14 protein-coding genes and 1 pseudogene are annotated in these 17,670 nt (G+C 44.7%); 9 read left to right on the top strand and 6 right to left on the bottom strand.

Translation table 11 applies throughout. From position 1 onward, the window contains the following. Positions 1-213 precede the first annotated feature (213 nt). Positions 214-978, top strand: a complete 765-nt coding sequence (locus F6K37_RS04865; RefSeq protein WP_287248587.1) for a hypothetical protein — start codon at positions 214-216, stop codon at positions 976-978. A gap of 107 nt (positions 979-1,085) precedes the next feature. Here the strand turns inward: F6K37_RS04865 and F6K37_RS04860 are convergent, their stop codons facing one another. Next, positions 1,086-2,201: a geranylgeranyl reductase family protein gene (locus tag F6K37_RS04860; protein WP_287248585.1), complete on the bottom strand. Its 1,116-nt coding sequence runs from the start codon at positions 2,199-2,201 to the stop codon at positions 1,086-1,088. A 1,384-nt stretch (positions 2,202-3,585) separates the two neighbouring features. Here F6K37_RS04860 and pipX point away from each other — a divergent pair. The 8 genes from pipX (at position 3,586) to rd (ending at position 11,957) form a co-directional block, all read left to right on the top strand. Then, on the top strand, positions 3,586-3,855 hold the full coding sequence (pipX, locus tag F6K37_RS04855; protein ID WP_008186718.1) for a transcriptional coactivator PipX: 270 nt from the start codon (positions 3,586-3,588) through the stop codon (positions 3,853-3,855). 437 nt (positions 3,856-4,292) lie between these two features. Beyond that, the gene (locus tag F6K37_RS04850; protein WP_287248583.1) at positions 4,293-4,880 is read left to right on the top strand and encodes a cell division protein SepF; all 588 of its coding nucleotides are present in this window, start codon (positions 4,293-4,295) and stop codon (positions 4,878-4,880) included. 67 nt (positions 4,881-4,947) lie between these two features. Next, positions 4,948-5,772 carry a pyrroline-5-carboxylate reductase gene (proC, locus tag F6K37_RS04845; protein WP_071986918.1) on the top strand — a complete coding sequence of 275 codons (825 nt, stop codon included), beginning with the start codon at positions 4,948-4,950 and terminating at the stop codon, positions 5,770-5,772. 551 nt (positions 5,773-6,323) lie between these two features. Then, on the top strand, positions 6,324-7,703 hold the full coding sequence (locus F6K37_RS04840) for an RNA-guided endonuclease InsQ/TnpB family protein (RefSeq protein WP_008187714.1): 1,380 nt from the start codon (positions 6,324-6,326) through the stop codon (positions 7,701-7,703). A gap of 113 nt (positions 7,704-7,816) precedes the next feature. After that, the gene (locus tag F6K37_RS04835; protein ID WP_287248580.1) at positions 7,817-9,271 is read left to right on the top strand and encodes a GumC family protein; all 1,455 of its coding nucleotides are present in this window, start codon (positions 7,817-7,819) and stop codon (positions 9,269-9,271) included. Between the two features lie 122 nt (positions 9,272-9,393). Then, the gene (gene murJ, locus F6K37_RS04830) at positions 9,394-10,740 is read left to right on the top strand and encodes a murein biosynthesis integral membrane protein MurJ (protein ID WP_287248577.1); all 1,347 of its coding nucleotides are present in this window, start codon (positions 9,394-9,396) and stop codon (positions 10,738-10,740) included. 15 nt (positions 10,741-10,755) lie between these two features. Beyond that, positions 10,756-11,700, top strand: a complete 945-nt coding sequence (locus F6K37_RS04825; protein ID WP_287248574.1) for a sulfotransferase domain-containing protein — start codon at positions 10,756-10,758, stop codon at positions 11,698-11,700. A 95-nt stretch (positions 11,701-11,795) separates the two neighbouring features. Then, entirely contained in the window at positions 11,796-11,957 is a 162-nt protein-coding gene (gene rd, locus F6K37_RS04820) for a rubredoxin (protein ID WP_008187710.1), read from the top strand. 199 nt (positions 11,958-12,156) lie between these two features. Here rd and F6K37_RS04815 read toward each other — a convergent pair. The 5 genes and pseudogenes from F6K37_RS04815 to F6K37_RS04795 form a co-directional block, all read right to left on the bottom strand. Then, positions 12,157-12,553: pseudogene (locus F6K37_RS04815) on the bottom strand (IS701 family transposase); the annotation flags it as partial. 279 nt (positions 12,554-12,832) lie between these two features. Next, complete coding sequence (locus F6K37_RS04810; protein ID WP_287248572.1) at positions 12,833-13,462, bottom strand: class I SAM-dependent methyltransferase; 630 nt, start codon at positions 13,460-13,462, stop codon at positions 12,833-12,835. A 52-nt stretch (positions 13,463-13,514) separates the two neighbouring features. After that, the gene (locus F6K37_RS04805) at positions 13,515-14,633 is read right to left on the bottom strand and encodes a NarL family transcriptional regulator (protein ID WP_287248570.1); all 1,119 of its coding nucleotides are present in this window, start codon (positions 14,631-14,633) and stop codon (positions 13,515-13,517) included. A 173-nt stretch (positions 14,634-14,806) separates the two neighbouring features. Further along, positions 14,807-16,315, bottom strand: a complete 1,509-nt coding sequence (locus F6K37_RS04800) for a DNA phosphorothioation system restriction enzyme (RefSeq protein WP_287248568.1) — start codon at positions 16,313-16,315, stop codon at positions 14,807-14,809. A 266-nt stretch (positions 16,316-16,581) separates the two neighbouring features. Continuing rightward, positions 16,582-17,664, bottom strand: a complete 1,083-nt coding sequence (locus tag F6K37_RS04795) for a DUF5357 family protein (protein WP_287248566.1) — start codon at positions 17,662-17,664, stop codon at positions 16,582-16,584. Positions 17,665-17,670 lie beyond the last annotated feature (6 nt).

Genomic DNA, 17,670 nt, shown 5'->3' with positions numbered 1-17,670 from the left:
AAATTCCTAATAGGCTAGAGGATATAGCACGGCAGTAAAGGAAAACAACAGTTGCTGTCCCCCCGCACTACCCCAGTCAAGAATGCTCGTTCTTTGTGGGAAAATGGTCAAGAAGTCTGTGTCAGTACCTACACATGTTGGTCCGCATATAGTGAGTAGGGAGGAGTGTCAATCGATTGAATCAAAAAATGGCGCTGCCTGGGAGGAAGTACAATGTCAGAAGAGCAAAAACAGCAGCCAGAAGCGGCAAATGATCAACCAATGCAAACGCCGCCGACACCATCAGTGACAGATAAATCCAAAGACAGCTTGGAAACAACAAGTCAATCGCCTCAGACAACTGGCAAGGGAAAGTTATCGTCTTCTGAGCCTAAGTCTGGATTAATGAATCGCTTGCTGCCGATTCTTAGTACTCTTGGCCGGTTGTGGGATGGCACCTTAAAAAAAGTCCGCTCCTTGTTACCGGCAGCTTGGAATGAAAAACTGTCTGATTGGATGTTGACTGGTGCGATCGCAAGCGTGGTAGTAGTCATTCTATGGACAACACTAGCGCTTCTACCAAAGACACCAGCACAGGTGGCACAAGTTACTGCTGATACCATTAATTCTCCACAAAATTTGGAAGTTCCTCAGGAATCACAACTTGTGGAATCGGAACCCATACCCACACCAGAGTTAACTCCTGAACAAAGCCTGATTGTCGGAATTCAAAATCAAATTGCGGCTATTACTGCTCAGTACGGTAATGACCTGATTCAAGCAATTGAGGCGAACTTTCTCAGAAGTATGCTCTTGGTCAAGGTCAGTGATGAGTGGTACCAACTCAACGATGCTCAGCAGAATACCTTAGCTCAAAGGATGCTGAGTCAGTCTCAACAATTAGACTTTAACAAGTTGGAAATTACTGACCTAGAGGGAACGTTACTTGCCCGTAGTCCTGTGGTGGGGTCAAGTGTGGTCATTTTTACCCGACATTAATGGTATTATCTGTTGAGGGTTGAGGGTTGACAGTCAAGTGTCCACCCTCAACAACCCCAACTATTTATGTGATAAGATACCAGACAAAATTAATTATCCTATCACCATTATCCCCCGCTTAATGGGTTCAAGCGCTTCATGGCACGATTTACTACTTCGGAGTAGCGTAATTGCCCACACAGAATGTTGAGCATGATTTGAGTAGCAACGGGTTTTTTAACGCCGACTTTGTACCCAATTCCGGGAAAGCTGTAGAACGCACCAGCGAGCTTAGCAGCCCAACTCATATCAGTTCCCCGTTCTTGCTGCATCACCTGGGTATAGTTTTCTAAGGCATCGGCTTGACCTGCCAAAGCTTGTTGAATGGCCTCAGCTGCTTTCATGCCACTGAACATGGAGGGTCGAATTCCCTCAGCAGTCATGGGATCCACCACACAAGCAGCTTCCCCAGCTAATACAGCATTTTGTGTATGCAGCTTCTCCTCACGTTCCCAGACGCAGATGGCACCTTCGTGCTGTTTACAGCTACTCAGGTCTAAGCCGGATTTCTCCGCATAACCTTTGACTATCTTTTCCATGTCTTTCAGGTCACCACCCCGTAAGGAGCCAAGACCAATGGAGTAGCCTTCGGCTTTAGGAATATTCCAGATAAAGCCATTTTTGACCTGACCAAAGTCAAAATGGATCTCGGTACTATTGGTTTCCGATTTGGGCACCTCTAGGGCTAATGCCAGACGTGATTTACGTTCTTTGAATCCCAACCATTTTGCCATCGGTCCAGTAGCACCGTCAGCTGCAATCACGTAGCGACCTTCAACAGTCCCATTGACAGTGTTGACCTGCCAGTGGTCTCCCTTAAACTCCACCCCTGTAACTGCTGTATTATCTCGAATTTCAGCACCTTGTTTTTGGGCTTGTTGGATGAGATAGTGATCGAAAACATCCCGTTGCACCATCCAAACCGGTTCTTGAGTGTCCAGTTTCACTTCTACTGGGTCATCCATTTTCCAGGTGTAGCGTACACTCTCAGCTTTCAGAGATATGGCAGGTGTAAAGTCGAAATCAAACCACTGTTGCACTTGTGGGGAAACCGCCCCACTACAAGCCTTGTACCGGGGTAAGGATTCTTTTTCTAGAACCACCACAGACTTTCCACCTTTAGCCAGGTGATAAGCAGCAGTTCCACCAGCCGGTCCCGCACCAACGATTATGCAGTCAAACATGATGTTTCTACTTTACTCCTCAAAGATTTATCGATTGAAGTTCACAGACTAACAGCCCAGTGTGTCAGCCTACTATCCAAATTGAGTGACCAAATTGAGTGACCAATTTACCAGGACTTACTCACTAAGATGCCCAGCAATTAAGACAAACTAACGGGCATTGTAAAATCACTATCAATTCATAATAATGACCCTACAAACATTGCAGGGTCGAGATTAGGCTATTAGGAAAATGCTTACCCTTAATCAATAACATCCTGAAAACGCCTAATCATTTATTATCTGGATGCACCTCTACTGATAGTTTTTGTCTCTTGTTCACTCCAGTTTTCAGTCATTAGACTCGTTAATCCGGATAGTTTAGTCTGCTAATTACTAGGGAAATCATTAGCTTATAGAACCATTATCGACCTAGAATTTTTGAAACATGTGGACTTCTGAGCAATCTTTATTAAAATTTCACGAAGTCACAGCCAAAACTATTGCCAAAACTATTAGTGTATTTTTTTTGCTCCCCATCCTCTTCCCCTATGGGCTTCTTCTAAATCCTCAGTCGATCTCCAATCGGTTGGTATCGGTATTGAGGAGTTCAACCAAGGTAGGGGAGATTTGGATTGTGGAGATTTGGGTAGACTTGGTAAGTAAGATCCGATTAGGATGATCTTGCAATTCTAATGCCGTCAGAAACAATATGACCCAATCCCCTAATTGTTCTCCCTGGCGAACTATAATCCACCAATCAAGCTATTATCTCTATAACTTGGTTAAAGTCTTTAGGAATTGTTAGGGTCTTGCTGACTCCTAGTCTTACCTAGATTAACTAACGAACCAAACCCCTGGGTAAGCATTCAGCCGTCAGCTATCAGCTATCAGCTAATGCGCTACGCCCACGCTACTTGAGGTGCTATTAGCTAATGCGCTACGCCTACGCTGTCTTGATGCAAAGCGCGAGTGGGGGAAACCACGGCAGTTGCTCATCGGGAGGGGCTGCGTGGGTCACCTGCGTCCGCACCTTGAAAGCCCCGTGGTAACCCCCTTTGGCGGCACTGCCTCCCCGTGAGGCCACTGCATCGCTACTAGAGGTGCTAGCAGGCGCTTTAACTGCACGGGGTCGGATCAGTAAAACGAGCAGGGATTTTAAACCAGCCGTACCAGCACCCCCGATGCTGGTTTACTACCGACCGTTGATTAGCTGACGGCACCTCAAGTAGCGTGAGCAATACGCGATGCGTGGCCATAGGCCAAGGCTCAAGACTGATAGCTGAATGCTTACACCCCTGGCACAATATCACTAACCTGACTAAGGGAAAGTAAGTCATGGAAATGACTTATTTGACCATTACCAGATAGTTCGGTGCTCAAGTCCCGCCTAATATGGATTTTGATGAGTTCTGAAAACTACCTCAATCACCCCAATTTTGGTCTACTGTTTCGAGTTTGCATTGTTGAAGAACAACAAGAGTTGTTCACTACGATCTATGCCCACAGACTTTTCTTTTTGGTGAAAAGTACCACCAATGGTATTGCCTTTGAGCCAATCAGTCGTTCTGAGGCTCGGCTGTTGGTAGAAAATCGCCTTCGCTTACTTAGGCGCAGTGGTTCATCGGCTGACTATGAGCAGCTTCGGATTATCCATCAGCAAACCTTCCAATAAGTTCCATTAGGAAACCCGTTCGGGTTAATTGGGAGACTCCTTGGAGCCGGACAAGGTGAATGGGCTGATATTACCGCCAGAAGTAGGTATAAACGATGATTGTGAGGGTTTTCTGAAATTAGGTTATGGCTAGAGCCTTGTAATGGGGTAGTATATACCCAACCACATCCATCATCAATATTGCCCTCTTATATATAATGGCATAACCTTTTGCTAAGTGTTGGTTTCGACAACTACACCCCGAGCAGAAGGCAGATATATATTCTATATTGATAACCTTGTGGTGTTCTCAAGGGTGAAAATTATTAAGTAAGCTTATGGGGTAAGTTAGACTGTTTACGTTCTAGTCTAAGCATCTACTCAAGACTGCTGCCCTAGAGAAGGTCGATTATCGGTTTTGCAGAAGCTTACACTAAAGTTGTGATGGAGAGTTGACTATGAGCGGTATTTTTAATAAGCTGCGCGATTTCGTCGGTCTGAATGAGCCAGTGGAATACGAATACGAATATGAAGACATGGAGGGGGATGCCTACCCAACTCCCTACCCACAAGAGCAACCGGTGCAACCGCCATCAGAGGAGGAACGTCCAACCAGACGTCGTTCTCGGGAGCGGACAACGGTATCAGAAGCAGGCGTAGGGCCATCTCCCATCAATAATGTGATTGGCATGCCTGGAGCAGTCAATGGCATTTCAGAAGTGGCAGTGATTGAACCTCGTTCCTTTGAAGAAATGCCCCAAGTGATTCAGGCACTGCGGGAACGGAAGTCGGTGGTCTTAAACCTGACCATCATGGATCCAGACCAAGCACAACGAGCGGTGGACTTTGTGGCTGGTGGGACTTACGCTATTGATGGTCATCAAGAGCGTATTGGTGAAAGTATTTTCTTGTTCACACCAAGCTGTGTTCAGGTAAGTACTCAGTCTGGTGTGATTCATGAGATACCTACTCCCCAGGCCCCTCCTTCCCGTCAGACAGCTCCGTCACCAGCCTGGGGTTCTGAGCCAGATCAGATGGCTCAGTAAGAGTCAGGACTTGACAAGTGTCTAGTGTTCAAGAATAACATTAATATTTGAAAAGAGAGGTGTTGGGTTGCCTATAAAACTTGGCATAATTGGTGGCGGTGTCATGGGAGAAGCCCTCCTATCCCGTCTACTTGCCCAACAACTTTACCAGCCTGATCAGGTCTTGGTGAGTGAGCTGCTGGAGCAGCGCCGTGATGGTTTGGCGCAAAAATACGGGATAAGGGTCACTGCCAATAACCAAGCGGCAGCGGCAGCATCAGAGGTTTTGTTACTGGCAATTAAACCTCAGGTATTTGAAGCGGTAGCGGCAGAACTGGCAATGGGTAGAGGTGACAACGGTCACAGCTTAGGAACGTTGCCAATGGTGATTTCAATTCTAGCTGGAGTGCCTCTGGAACGACTGGAAACCGCTTTTCCATCCCAGTCAGTGATCCGGGCAATGCCTAATACTCCTGCAACAGTTGGGGCGGGAATCACAGCACTAGCTGCTGGAAAATGGGTTTCGCCTGATCAAATGGAGCGAGCAAAGACAATTTTTAGGGCTGTTGGTGAAGTAGTCGAGATTCCGGAACACCTGATGGATGCGGTGACCGGTTTATCTGGGTCAGGCCCAGCTTATGTGGCGATTTTGGTGGAAGCCCTAGCAGATGGGGGCGTGGCAGCTGGATTACCCAGAGCGATCGCATTGCAGTTGGCACAGTCTACAGTATTGGGGACAGCCCAGCTGTTAAAGGAAACTCAAATACATCCAGCTCAATTGAAGGATCAGGTTACTAGTCCTGGGGGAACGACAATTGCTGCGATCGCTAAGTTGGAGAAGGCTGGTTTTCGCTCGGCTTTGATTGAAGCGGTTTTGGGGTCTTATCAGCGTTCTCGGGAGTTGCGGGGTTGAAGGTTTAAAGTTTGAGGTTGGAGGTTGGAGGTTGGGGGTTAAAGGTTGAAGTTTAAAGGTTAAAGGTTGAAGGTTGAAGGTTGAAGGTTGAAGGTTGAAGGTTGTGGGTTGTTCGCCCTTAGCGTTCCCATAGGGTAGGTTGTTAAGGCTTGGCGTCCCTTGTAGGGTAGGTTGAAAATTGATCAAAACTGATTGAGATTGTCAATCTTAAGCTCAATTAGGCTACGCCGTTGTTAGTTGGTCTTGGCTAACCCCATCTGGATCTGTAGTCCTATGGGGGTGTTATTTTAATTAATGGGCAAAAAACTATTGTGTGCGTCATCTAGTTCTGTCATCTAGTTCTATAATAAATGGCAGCTAAAGGATTTATGCCATTGGTCGCCATCGTTTAAAAGCATGGGATCTGAACTACCAAAAATACTGGGAACGTGAGAGCCTCCCTTTTCAAAAGGGTTTACGGTTTCGTCTCCGGGATGAAACTCCCGGGACGGGGTTTACCCCGCCGTATCTATTCCAATAGGTTATAATAAAGAGAGGGAGGTGATAGTAAGATGTACAAAACAATTCCAGTAAAAGCAACGTTTTCAGACGAAGAAAATGCTTTCTGGCTATTTCAGTGTGAGCAAGCGAATAGCTTGATAAATTGTGCAGTCTATTACTCCAAACAGAAGCATTATAGTTGGTTGAAACAGCAACCAGAGGCATTTACAACTTACTGGCGGGGGGATGAACTGCGCTATGGTTGGAAGACTTACAAGTGCGCCCTCAAGTATGCTGAGCTATGCAACAGCTTGAAAGACAACCCTCATTACAAGGCAATGGCGGCTCAGTCAGCACAACAAACTCTTAAAACTGTAGCCGAGTCAATCACTAGCTATAACCAATTAGTCAGCCTTTACTACAAAGGCCAAGTCGATAGACCAAAACTGCTTAGGTACCGCAAGAAAGGCGGGCTAGCTGCCGTCACTTTTCCCAGACAAGCGCTCAACTATAAGAACGGTTTGTTTTACCCGTCGATCAGCAAGGAAAGTAGACCTGAACTGCTTACTGAGATCGCCTTAGAACCTCCAGGGTTCATAGATCCAGATTGGGTCAAACAGGTTACTATTCGCCCGTATCTAGGCCAATTATGGATCGATTGGGTAATTGATGATGGAAAACAACCGGTGGAAAATAATCCCAATCTAGACTATTTCCAAGCATGGAGTTTTGATCACGGCGGGGACAACTGGTTAACCGGAGTTTCAACCCATGGGAGAAGCCTGATTATTGATGGCAGAAAGCTCAAGTCTCTGAATCAGGCTTATGCCAGGTTGGTTGCCAAATATAAAGCTGGAAAGCCTGAATTATACTGGGATTCAAACTTAGATCGTGTCCAACGCAGAAGAAACAATCAAATCAGGGATGCGATCAACAAAGCCGCCCGTTTTATTATTAATCGGTGCCTGAGCGATTGCGTTGGAAACCTCGTCATTGGTTGGAACGAAGGACAGAAAGATTCCTCAAGCATGGGGAAACGGGGTAATCAGAATTTTGTGGTCATTCCAACAAAAAGACTGATTGAACGACTGAAACAGCTTTGTCCTGAGTATGGAATTAAGCTAACAATTACCGAGGAAGCGTACACCAGCAAAGCGTCTTATCTTGACTCCGACAGCCTCCCAAGACACGGCGAAAAACCCAAAGGATGGAAACCGTCGGGCAAACGAGTTAGGCGTGGTCTGTACAAAACTTCTAATGGTTGGCTAATTAATGCCGATTGTAACGGTGCTGCAAATATAGCTAGAAAAGTAGCCACACAGTTAGGTCTTGACCTGACCAAGGTGGGTAGGGGAGCATTGACACTACCGCACCGGTATGATCTTTTCAACTCTATGAAAAGATCATATAGGACGAGAAGCTACAAGGCACGGTTTCAACCTGCCTTGTAGGAACCTTGTAGAATCCCCTGTGCTTCAGCCGGGGGAGATGTCAAAATCACAAAATATTCATAATTTAGTCTGAATGTAAATTTGTGGACTGCATCTATTTTGATGACAGACAGATGACAGAATCTTCAATTCCGATTCGAGCCCTACCAGAAGCACGCCAACGTTCTCGACCCAATGGGTTGAAATGGTTTTCCTACATAAGTTTGGGGATTTTGAGCAATGCTGCTATTTTGGGTTTAGCTTTTTTTGTGCTCGAGCAAATCCCTCCAACTTACACCAGTAAGGCAGCAGCAATTATACCTGGTGTGGGTTCTCAAGGATCTGTTCAACTCCCTGGAGTCGGTCAAGCTTCCTCCAATCCAGGTGAGAAATCTCCTTACGGATATCTTTTAAAGGTAGATCCACGACAAAACTACCAGTATATCGCCATGAGTGACGTCGTATTAACTGAAGCTGCTGCTGCTGTTAATACCTCAGTCAAAGATTTTGAAGAGTTTGCCAAGCCAAGGGTTTATTTGGATAGAGGTACCACTATCATAGAGTTTGAAGCGGATGGCAAAAGCCCATCGGACGCTCAGCGAAATACTCAGGCTTTTTATCAAGCTTTAGTCAAGCGGATTGATTACTTAAGAGCAGAAGAATCAGCTCGTCAGGATAACAAGACGTTGCTAGCTTTAGACTCTGCTAATAGTAACTTAAAAAACGCCCAAACAAAGCTGTCTCAATTCAAAAAGAAGTCACTGCTCAAAATTTCTGAACAAATCAATAACCTTTCAGAAGAAGTAGAAAGGTTGCGAGTGCAGCGTGCTAATTTATTGGCTCAGCAGCAAGCGGCTACCTCTGGATTAAGGCAGCTAGAAGCTAACCTAAGGTTGTCAACTGACCAAGCAGCCGATGCTCTGATGCTTCAGGATGATGAAGTGTTTAAAAAACTTTGGCAAAACTATAGCGATATTAGTGCTAAGCTAACGATACTAAATTCTCAATGGACACCAAACAGCCCTCAGGTGATTAATCTCAAAGCTAAGAAGCAAGCGGCGCTTGAGGCATTACTTGCTCGTAGCCAACAGCTATTGGGCAAGGGGATGGATGTTCAACGTTTGGATAATCTCAATTTAGGCTTAGATGCCCAGACAGGTCGAGCAAATCTGGCACAAGTGTTAATCAACCAGAGAGCTCAACAGCAGGGACTAACCGGTCAAGTGAACACCTTGGCAGAACAAATTGCTCAGCTAGAGTCCAGACTTCAGACATTGATTCAGGAGCAGTTAACCCTGACTGAGCTTGAGCGAGAGGTGCAAATCTCTGAAGCTATATTTACGGCGAAGTCGGCTCAATTAAACCTGAATAAATCGGATCATGCTACTGCTTATCCAACCCTGCAATTGTTAGTAGAGCCGAACTTACCGAAAGAACCTGTTGGTAATACCAAAAAAACGGTAATCTTGGGAGCTGTGGCGCTTTCCCTGTTAATGACAACTGGCCTGGTTATCCTGGCCTGGGAAAAACCAAGTTCTAAGACAGACGCTCCTAAAGATTCCCCTCCGGTACTTCAACCTGAGTCTTAAACCAGTGAATTTAAACGTAGCAACAATTTGGATCTAATTGTTGGAAACTACTAGCACGGAAAACTAACAGAGAAAGACCCCAAGTCTGCTACCTTAATCAGGTGTTGGCAGTAAGTAATCTGATGAACCTATCCAACCGTATAATCAAAGGGTGGAAATCTCCCACGCTGCGAGTGATGTCTCTGACCTTCTTCGGTATGCTACTGGCGTGGGTTGCGGACATTTTGATGGCGGCGAAACTGGGGACTAGTCAAACCACAGATGCCTTGATTGTTGCCCTCAGCTTACCGCGACTAATTGATACCGTGAGCCGGGAGGGAACCAGACAAAGCTTGGTTCCAATGTTCATGGAGCGTCGAGATGCTCTGAATCACAGGGAATATCATCGCTTGGTCAGTGGCATTGTCAACTTAGCTTTAGTACTCGGTGTTAGTCTAACTGTTCTGTTGGAAATTATAGCGCCATTGATTATAACTGGGTTAGCCCCAGGATTTTCTCCAGAGGGTAGAGCACAAGCAACGTTTTTATTTCGGATCTGTGCGCCAATGGTTTTGTTTGCTCCTGGGATTGCGGTCTTTAGTGTGATCCTCAACAGCCAAAGGCGCTTTAGTGCGGTAGCTCTGCGGAATGCGATCGCACCAGGTTTCGTAGTGGCTGCCATTGGGTTGGCATGGCATCAGTCTAGTATTGCTCTGTGGATAGCGATCGCTTATACCTTGGGATTTGGTGGATTCTTTGTGCTGGTATTTCTAGATGCTTTTAAAGCGGGACACCAACATCAATGGTTGGCGTGGGCTGGCAAAGATGACCTTGCGCGTCTGTGGCAAGCAGGTTCTTTACCTACTATCGGTTTTGTGATTAAGCTCGCATCTAATCTAGTCAAGAGTCAGATGCTGCCTTCCTTAGTAGCAGTTGGTGGGGTCTCCACATTCTACTTTGCAATTCGGATCGTCTCCGCTGCTCAAACGATTATTGGTGTCAGTATTGCTACCACCAGCTTGCCTGCCATGACAGAGCATGACTTAGCTGGGCATAAATCCCGGTTGGGATCGGCTTTGCGCAAAAACTTGACCAAAACTCTATTAGTAAGCTTACCTGCAGTACTTTTTATTGTGGTATCCCATGGAGAAATCATTCGTTTGCTATACGGACATGGTTCTTTTGAAGCTACCTCTATTGAGCAGACGTCTCAAGTATTCTTTTGGTTAGGGCTGTCCTTGGCATTTATTTCTCTAATCCCCGTGCTTGAAGCTGGTTTATATGCTCAGAGAGCTTATGGTTTGGTTGTCTGGAGTATGGTGACCATGGCATTTGTAGGGGTTGCTCTGAGTTGGTTATTTTGGCAAGTTTGGGAATTAATTGGTATTGCTATGAGTTGGCCTGTTATGGCTATTATCTATGTGATACTCATCATCTATCTACTCCATCGAAAGGGTGTTTCTCTGCTGCAAAAACATCACAGTGAATGAGGGGTAATAAAATCTATGAATAGTTCAAGTTTTAAACAGCACTCTTACTTGATTATTGGAGGCACGACAAAAGCGGCAACCACATCACTATTTTATTATCTAGCTGATCATCCTCAAGTTTGTACCTCTAACCTCAAAGAAATTCGCTTCTTTTTGGATCAAGATTATCCAGAAGCTTCAAACTATCGATATGAAGATGGTCTAGAAAAATATGATGATATTTTTCGTTATGCTCAGTGCTCCAATGTCGAAAAAATTCGGATGGAGGCAACACCAGACTATCTTTACTCATCAGGTACACCCCATAAAATAAAACAATCTCTACCAAATGTTAAACTTATATTTATCCTACGGGAACCGGTTTCTCGCTTAATCTCTTGGTATAAATTTGCTAAACAGAAAGAGTATCTTCCTCAAAATATCAGCTTTGATAACTATGTTGACCAGCAATTAATTAAAGATAATTTTGAGCACGAAAATACCTATACCTATATGCGTTCCCTTGAGCAAGGGCGTTATTATGTCTACTTAAAACCTTACTTTGAGTTATTCGGATCCGATAGAATTTATGTGGCTTTTTATGAAGAATTATCCCGTAATCCCAAATATGTGCTTGAAAAAATTTGTCGATTTGCAGGAATTGATTCCAGCTTCTATGGGGATTATCTCTTTAAAGTATATAATCCCAGCAAGGCAGTAAAAAATTGGTGGTTTCACCGGAATTATGAGCAGTTTTTAAAGTGTATGCGTCAATATACCCAAAACAAACCCATTCACAAAGTTTTGAGGAAAATTCGACGAGCCTTGGATCCGATCTATTTACGCCTTAATGTGCAGCCTCAGGAAAAGGTGTCGATTTCACCAGCTATCAAAAATGCTCTTACTATGTATTATAAACAGGAAGTTACAGCATTGGAAGAACTACTTGGTCGCTCAGTGCCATGGGAGTCATGGAATTAATTTATAAAAAAACAATAACAAAGAACACTAACGAAACAACGGGACACGATATGATCAGAATCATGAGAGAAGAACACTAATTTAGGAGAATATCCATGAAGAAATATGTCTGTACCGCTTGCGGCTATGTATATGACCCAGAGGTAGGGGATCCAGATAGTGGCATTGCACCGGGCACACCCTTTGAAGACATTCCAGATGACTGGGTATGCCCGGTCTGTGGGGTCGGTAAGGAAGATTTTGAACCGGAAGAATAGTAACATCCTTATTGTCGTAATCGGTGGCACTGCCACCGTGTCTTGATGCAATAGCGAGTGGGGGAAACCACGGCAGCGCGGTCATGGGGGAGACCCCCAAGACCGCGCTGCCTCCCCAAGACCGCGCTGCATCGCTTTTTTTGATCAAAAATCGTGAGAGGCCAGAAAAACTGGTCTTTTAGTGGGACTTAAACAAAAATCAAGCCCAAATGAAGCCTAAACTGGCTTTATAAGCAGCAAACACCTCCTGATTGTGAGTTAGTTAGCCAATTAAAGAAACGAAAAGACATAGCTGTACGGAAAGCCTCCAAGGCTTCTGTAAAAGTATTCATTCGCGTAGCGTGGCCAAGGTTTGGAACGCCCATCGCCAAAGTAATCCCCCGGTTAACTTATGCCAAAGAATAAAAATATAGGCACAAAATACTAGAATAAAATGGTGAATTAGACTTCTTTTATCCCTGACTTGGTATTCTTTCAACCCTAGCCAACCCTTGGCTTCCCAAGAAAATACTTCCACCCAATTTCTTTGGGAATAGGTCATTACTATCCACTGTTTTGTTACTTTTTTTTGCCTCAACATTGGTGATCAAATAATCACGGTGCGCGCCTCCTAGGGCGAGTAAATCGCCCTTTCGACGTGAAAGGTTGATCCATCATAGATTATACCATAATTTTGCTCTTTTTATCGTTTAAGTCCCGATAGTTGCTGTCCCCAATGATTGTAAACTTCTCCTGATTAGATTTTAGAGATCTATTGTCGAAATCCTTGACTAAAAGACATTTGATCGATTTACCCATAGTATGGAACCAGTCTCCAAGAGTCCCTAAGTGTTAATGCAATATTTGAGACCTCAAGAATAGAGAAGATGGTAGGGTCATTTCTTAATGATGGGAGCTCCGATTGTTTTGTAGTCCCAATACTGAGAAGGTAGGGGTGGATTTACATCAACAACCTCAAAATCGATCTTGGAAAAGCCAGCTTCTTGCAATAGTTTTTGATGTGCTTCTGGTATTTCAGTGGCAACCCGTGAAAAATAAGTAAATGTTCCACTTTTTTTGAGTAACCGACCCGCTTCCTTAAAAAAATCGTGTTGGTGGAAACTTCCTGCATCCTCTGGAGTTAGTGGGACAGTATCAAACAGAATCCCATCAAAACTCTCATCATCAAAACGTGAACTAACCTCTTGCCAAAAACCTGGGACAATTTCCATCCTACCTATCCTCAAGGCTTCAGGGAATTTTTGTTGCGCGAATTCGCGTACATCTGGGTGGGCTTCAAGGATCGTATGTTTCTCAATGTCGGGGGAGTCTTGAATAAAACCTGCTGATAATCCAAGTCCAAAGCCTAATTCTAGTATTTGTCCGCCATTTGAAGTTGCGATTGAAGCCAACTTCTTCATATACGTAATTTCCCAGTCCTGCATTACTTCGACACCATTAACGATCAATTGATCGGGAGTATAAATGGCTTTTTTTTGTATCCAATTTTGTTGCTTGGTATCCATGATTTTTGTTCCTTAACTAGCTATGCTCGCTGCATATTGAAACTACCCAAATTTAAAAGTAGGATTTCAACATACCACGCCTGCGTACATCACAAGTTGCACAATGTAACCCACCTCCAAAAACATAATGGTCTTTAAAGTCCACTAAAATTGGCTTTAAGCCTATCTCTTTAAAAAACTTAATCGTTGGTTCCTCACTCTTCTCCACAACCACTCGCTCCTGATCAATCATCAGAATATTCATAGAAAGCCAGCGGCTGGACATATGAAATTCGGCGTTTGCTACGCCCCTGGGAGGATAAAGAATTTCCCATCCTCCCTGCTTAAACATCTCTAGGATATCCGGTGAGATGCACGGACGGTCAGGGCAAGACAAGACACGCCCTTCGCCGATGGGAACCCAAGTTGCATCCATATGTATGGGAGCTGGATCACGGAACTTGACTGTGTGGACTCGGTACTCCGAGCCAAGATGCCTCTGCATCCACTGAATTCCCAAGTCGTTGGTGACGTGGCTCCTCTGTGCCAAGATGTCTCTGCCGAAGCGAGTGAAATCAGCTGCATCGAAGCAAGGTTCTGACTCGGTAGTAATGAAGCGCCCATTCAAAGGACCAACGCTATCTGGTACACCAGATTCCCCCCGGAAAAAGGCCATATCTTCTTCAGGATAGTCCCAATCGTAGAGGGCATCAGACATTTTGGGCTTGGGAGCCGCTGTCCAGCCTGCTCCCTGCTGGAAATATTCCTGAATCAGGGGACGATAGCGCAAGAACTCGAAATAGCGGCATCTTTGAGACATAGGCGCTTCGATGATTTCCTCGCCCACAACAAGCAAGACATCCCTCACATCAGCATTAAAGAATCCCGCTGATGTAAAATAAGGTGTTTTAAAAATATGATGGGCATAATCAACAGCTTCTGGTCGTCGTACAATGACACCTTCTCCTTCAAGCACTTCTTGAAGGTTATCTAGAGCTTTCGCGGCTTTCTTCACCAATTCTGTGCGGTAGGGTTTCCCGCCATGCTCTTGATAGAAGCTCCAATAGTCCTTTCGTATGAAGGTTTTTATGTCATGGGTTAAAACAGGGGCTGTAACCCCGTCAATAGTTCCCACAATTATTTCTTCGAGAGGGTCCCATTCGTTATAGCTACAAATCGAGGGAATGTTCATCTTAAATCATCATCTATGGGCGTATATAGGCGAAACTTAGAGATTATACCAAATCCGCTTCGCATATGTACCTTTTCTCAAATAGCAGGGGGACAGGGAGCAGGGGGCATGGGGGAAAAATTAGCGACAATCATAAAGCCACTCTCACAACCCGCCAATCGCATTCTTGGCAATTAGCAATCTGGCACTCCATAGCGCTGCTGAATTTCCAGCAATTTTACCCTGGCCTGCCCAGCATTATCCGCCAACTCAGCAAACTCCAAAAATCGCTTCAATTCCTTTTTCAACAAACTCCGTTCCACTTCCCAAGTTTCCCGTCCCAAATCTGGGGGCAAAACAATCATGTCAAATAACGTTGCCCGTTCCTTACCTGGGTGCGGTCGCAACACTCGCCCCCGCCGCTGAATAAATTGCCGGGGATTGCTACTACTTGCCAGAATTACCGCAGTTTCAATAGATGGAATATCCACCCCTTCATCCAAACATCGAATTGCAACTAACCCTTGCAACTCCCCCCGCTCAAATTGACGACGTAATTCTTCCCGTTCTGCCAACGGTGTCTGAGCAGTGTACGTGTTGACCCGATACCCTAGTTGAGAACCTAGTAACTGGGTTACTGCTGCTAACTGACGATTACTTTCATTACTCACTTGCCCATCTACCGAACCATCCCCACAATAAAATAAGGTATGGTAGGTGTTCAGACGCTTAGCCATTAACCGCTGCAACGCCCTTAACTTGTTAGCAGCCGCCCCAACTAACCGAGCTCGTTGCATCAATAACGATGTTAAAGTAGTGTCATTTTCTATATCGTCTGCTTCCCCTAATGCCCAACCAATCCGTTGAGTTAATTTAGCATAGGCAATATTTTCCGCCTCTGTTAATTCCACGAACACCGGATAGTAGAGGTAACGCACTAGCGCTCCTTGGCGAATCGCATCGGCTAAGGTCAGTTCTGGTTGTAATACTGAACCAAAATAGTCAAACAACGCTTCTGTGCCAGCTTCATCAAAATACCGTTCCGGTGTAGCTGACAGAGCAAGGCGCAGTCCAATGTTACGGGGTAAACTCTTTTCGATGCGGGTAGTACCCAAATTATGGGCTTCATCTCCCACTATCAGGGTTTTTTCAGGAAAATACTTCAGCTGAGACTGGAAACCCTCCTTGATCAGGGTAGAATTGGTAGTGATTATGGTAATAAACGATTGTTTCCCAACCTGGAGGTTGTATAGCTGGGCAGATAGTTGACTCTGCCAGCTGTAGACACTTTCGAAGGCTAATATCGGTTCTAGATTAAAGTGTTCGCATTCTCTTGCCCACTGGGTGACCAAGTGGCGGTAAGGGCAAACTACCAGCAACAGCTGTAAACCAATTTTTTGATACAGTTCCGTTGCGATCGCTAAAGCAGTAATAGTTTTACCACTACCCGTTGCCATTTTCAGGGTTCCTCGTCCCCGATGGGCAAACCAATTTGCCACCGCTTGCCGCTGATACTGCCGCAACTGAATATCCGGTGGTATTCTAGGACATCCCTTGGGTGAGTGAGTCTCAAAGGAGAGCGGTAATTGGTAAGCTCCCCCCGATTCAGCTACTTTGATATTACGGGAGGGCTGATAGTATCCTCGTGCTGCTACACTTCCCCAGTCCTCTGATACCACGAATGGGAATTTGTTGTTCCTCATTGGTCATTGGTCTTTTGTTATTTGATAATTGGTATTTAGTATTTGCTATAGCATTTTTATTTGAGTTGTGAACATAGGATTAAAGTAACAAGGGAGCAGGGAGCAGGGAGTAGGGAGCAGTAGGAAAGAGATTGGAGGATTTTTTTGTGTTCTTAAAAATCAGCAATATTGTTCGTGTCCTATTTATAAATCCTAGATTTCCTAGTTGCTATTTCCTAGTTGCTATTTTCTATTTTGATGTAAGCAAGTCTTTTTAATTTTACTTTTTACCGTTTTCCTTGGTCAGCAAACACCTCAATTTCCCCTGTCCTAGAGGGTTGGCATTCCACATTACCAATTGCTTGAGAACCTAACCCTGATCGCCCATCCACCTGCTTAATTCGACAAGACTTGGTGAAGGAATAATACTCAGGTTTGGTGTCAGGGCTTGAACGGGGACCGTTCCAATTGGCCTGCAAGTCTAAGTTATAGTCATACCCAGACTCCCTGGATGAAAATTTATAGGTTACTTTCCATAGAGGATCTTCAGCAACCGGTGAGCTTTGCTTGGCTTGATATTCAATCTCCTTCAGTAACTTTTGGTGATTTACCTTAAGCAGGGATTTCTCAACCTCTGACCAAGATTTTGCATTCAACTCTTCTTTCAATTGAACTTCCATCCCCTCTAATATCGATACACCTCTAGATAGCATAGTGACTTGGGCAGAGGGCAATTTCCAGACAAAGGAACTATGGATAAAATCATCACCCAGTAAGCTAGGATATTGCACTAGCCAGTTTTGAATCACGAAATAAAACTGTATCCAGCAGCTAATCAGGAGCTGGCTACCAAATAATATAACTAGATATTGACGTTCTGCTGGAGACGGTTTTTTAACCTTAAATTCTACTGCTAAAATATAGGGCAAAGCCGCTATTAGGGATGATATCACTGGCCAAATAATGAACGTCAAGGATGATACGTCCCTTGAGTCGATGCCGAATAAATAGGTACTGATACCCTGAATTTCGGGCTGGTATTCTCCAAGGTTTAAATTGATGCCGAATAGATAAATACTAGTTAATGCGCCAGTAATCCAGGCACCTAGGGGCAAGCTCTTCTTGGCAATTCTTAGCTTAGCCGCCGCTGCCGTTACCCAGTAGACAAATAAAATAAAGAAAATACCACCACAGCTTGCTATCAGCCGTTGTACAAATCCCGTGGCTAACCCTGCCATTACATAGGAAAACACAGTTAGCCACATTAGAGCCTGCCAGGAAAATGCCTTGGGAGGTTTCAGTACCTTTACCACCCAGTCTACCACCGCTAAGCCAATGACAAATTCGAATAGGGATGTGAAAAATTTCACGACGCT

Origin of the sequence: Moorena sp. SIO4E2 (assembly GCF_010671945.1) — a bacterium.
In the GTDB taxonomy this organism is placed as follows: Bacteria; Cyanobacteriota; Cyanobacteriia; order Cyanobacteriales; family Coleofasciculaceae; genus Moorena; species Moorena producens.
The sequence above is the reverse complement of the archived record's forward strand: the minus strand, read 5'-3'. Positions and strand labels throughout refer to the sequence as shown.

Coding starts and splice junctions, on each gene's coding strand:
- murJ (WP_287248577.1), top strand. CDS start 9,394: ATGAACCTATCCAACCGTATAATCAAAGGGTGGAAATCTCCCACGCTG.
- F6K37_RS04865 (WP_287248587.1), top strand. CDS start 214: ATGTCAGAAGAGCAAAAACAGCAGCCAGAAGCGGCAAATGATCAACCA.
- F6K37_RS04810 (WP_287248572.1), bottom strand. CDS start 13,462: ATGGATACCAAGCAACAAAATTGGATACAAAAAAAAGCCATTTATACT.
- rd (WP_008187710.1), top strand. CDS start 11,796: ATGAAGAAATATGTCTGTACCGCTTGCGGCTATGTATATGACCCAGAG.
- F6K37_RS04835 (WP_287248580.1), top strand. CDS start 7,817: ATGACAGAATCTTCAATTCCGATTCGAGCCCTACCAGAAGCACGCCAA.
- pipX (WP_008186718.1), top strand. CDS start 3,586: ATGAGTTCTGAAAACTACCTCAATCACCCCAATTTTGGTCTACTGTTT.
- F6K37_RS04860 (WP_287248585.1), bottom strand. CDS start 2,201: ATGTTTGACTGCATAATCGTTGGTGCGGGACCGGCTGGTGGAACTGCT.
- F6K37_RS04800 (WP_287248568.1), bottom strand. CDS start 16,315: ATGAGGAACAACAAATTCCCATTCGTGGTATCAGAGGACTGGGGAAGT.
- F6K37_RS04825 (WP_287248574.1), top strand. CDS start 10,756: ATGAATAGTTCAAGTTTTAAACAGCACTCTTACTTGATTATTGGAGGC.
- F6K37_RS04805 (WP_287248570.1), bottom strand. CDS start 14,633: ATGAACATTCCCTCGATTTGTAGCTATAACGAATGGGACCCTCTCGAA.
- F6K37_RS04850 (WP_287248583.1), top strand. CDS start 4,293: ATGAGCGGTATTTTTAATAAGCTGCGCGATTTCGTCGGTCTGAATGAG.
- F6K37_RS04840 (WP_008187714.1), top strand. CDS start 6,324: ATGTACAAAACAATTCCAGTAAAAGCAACGTTTTCAGACGAAGAAAAT.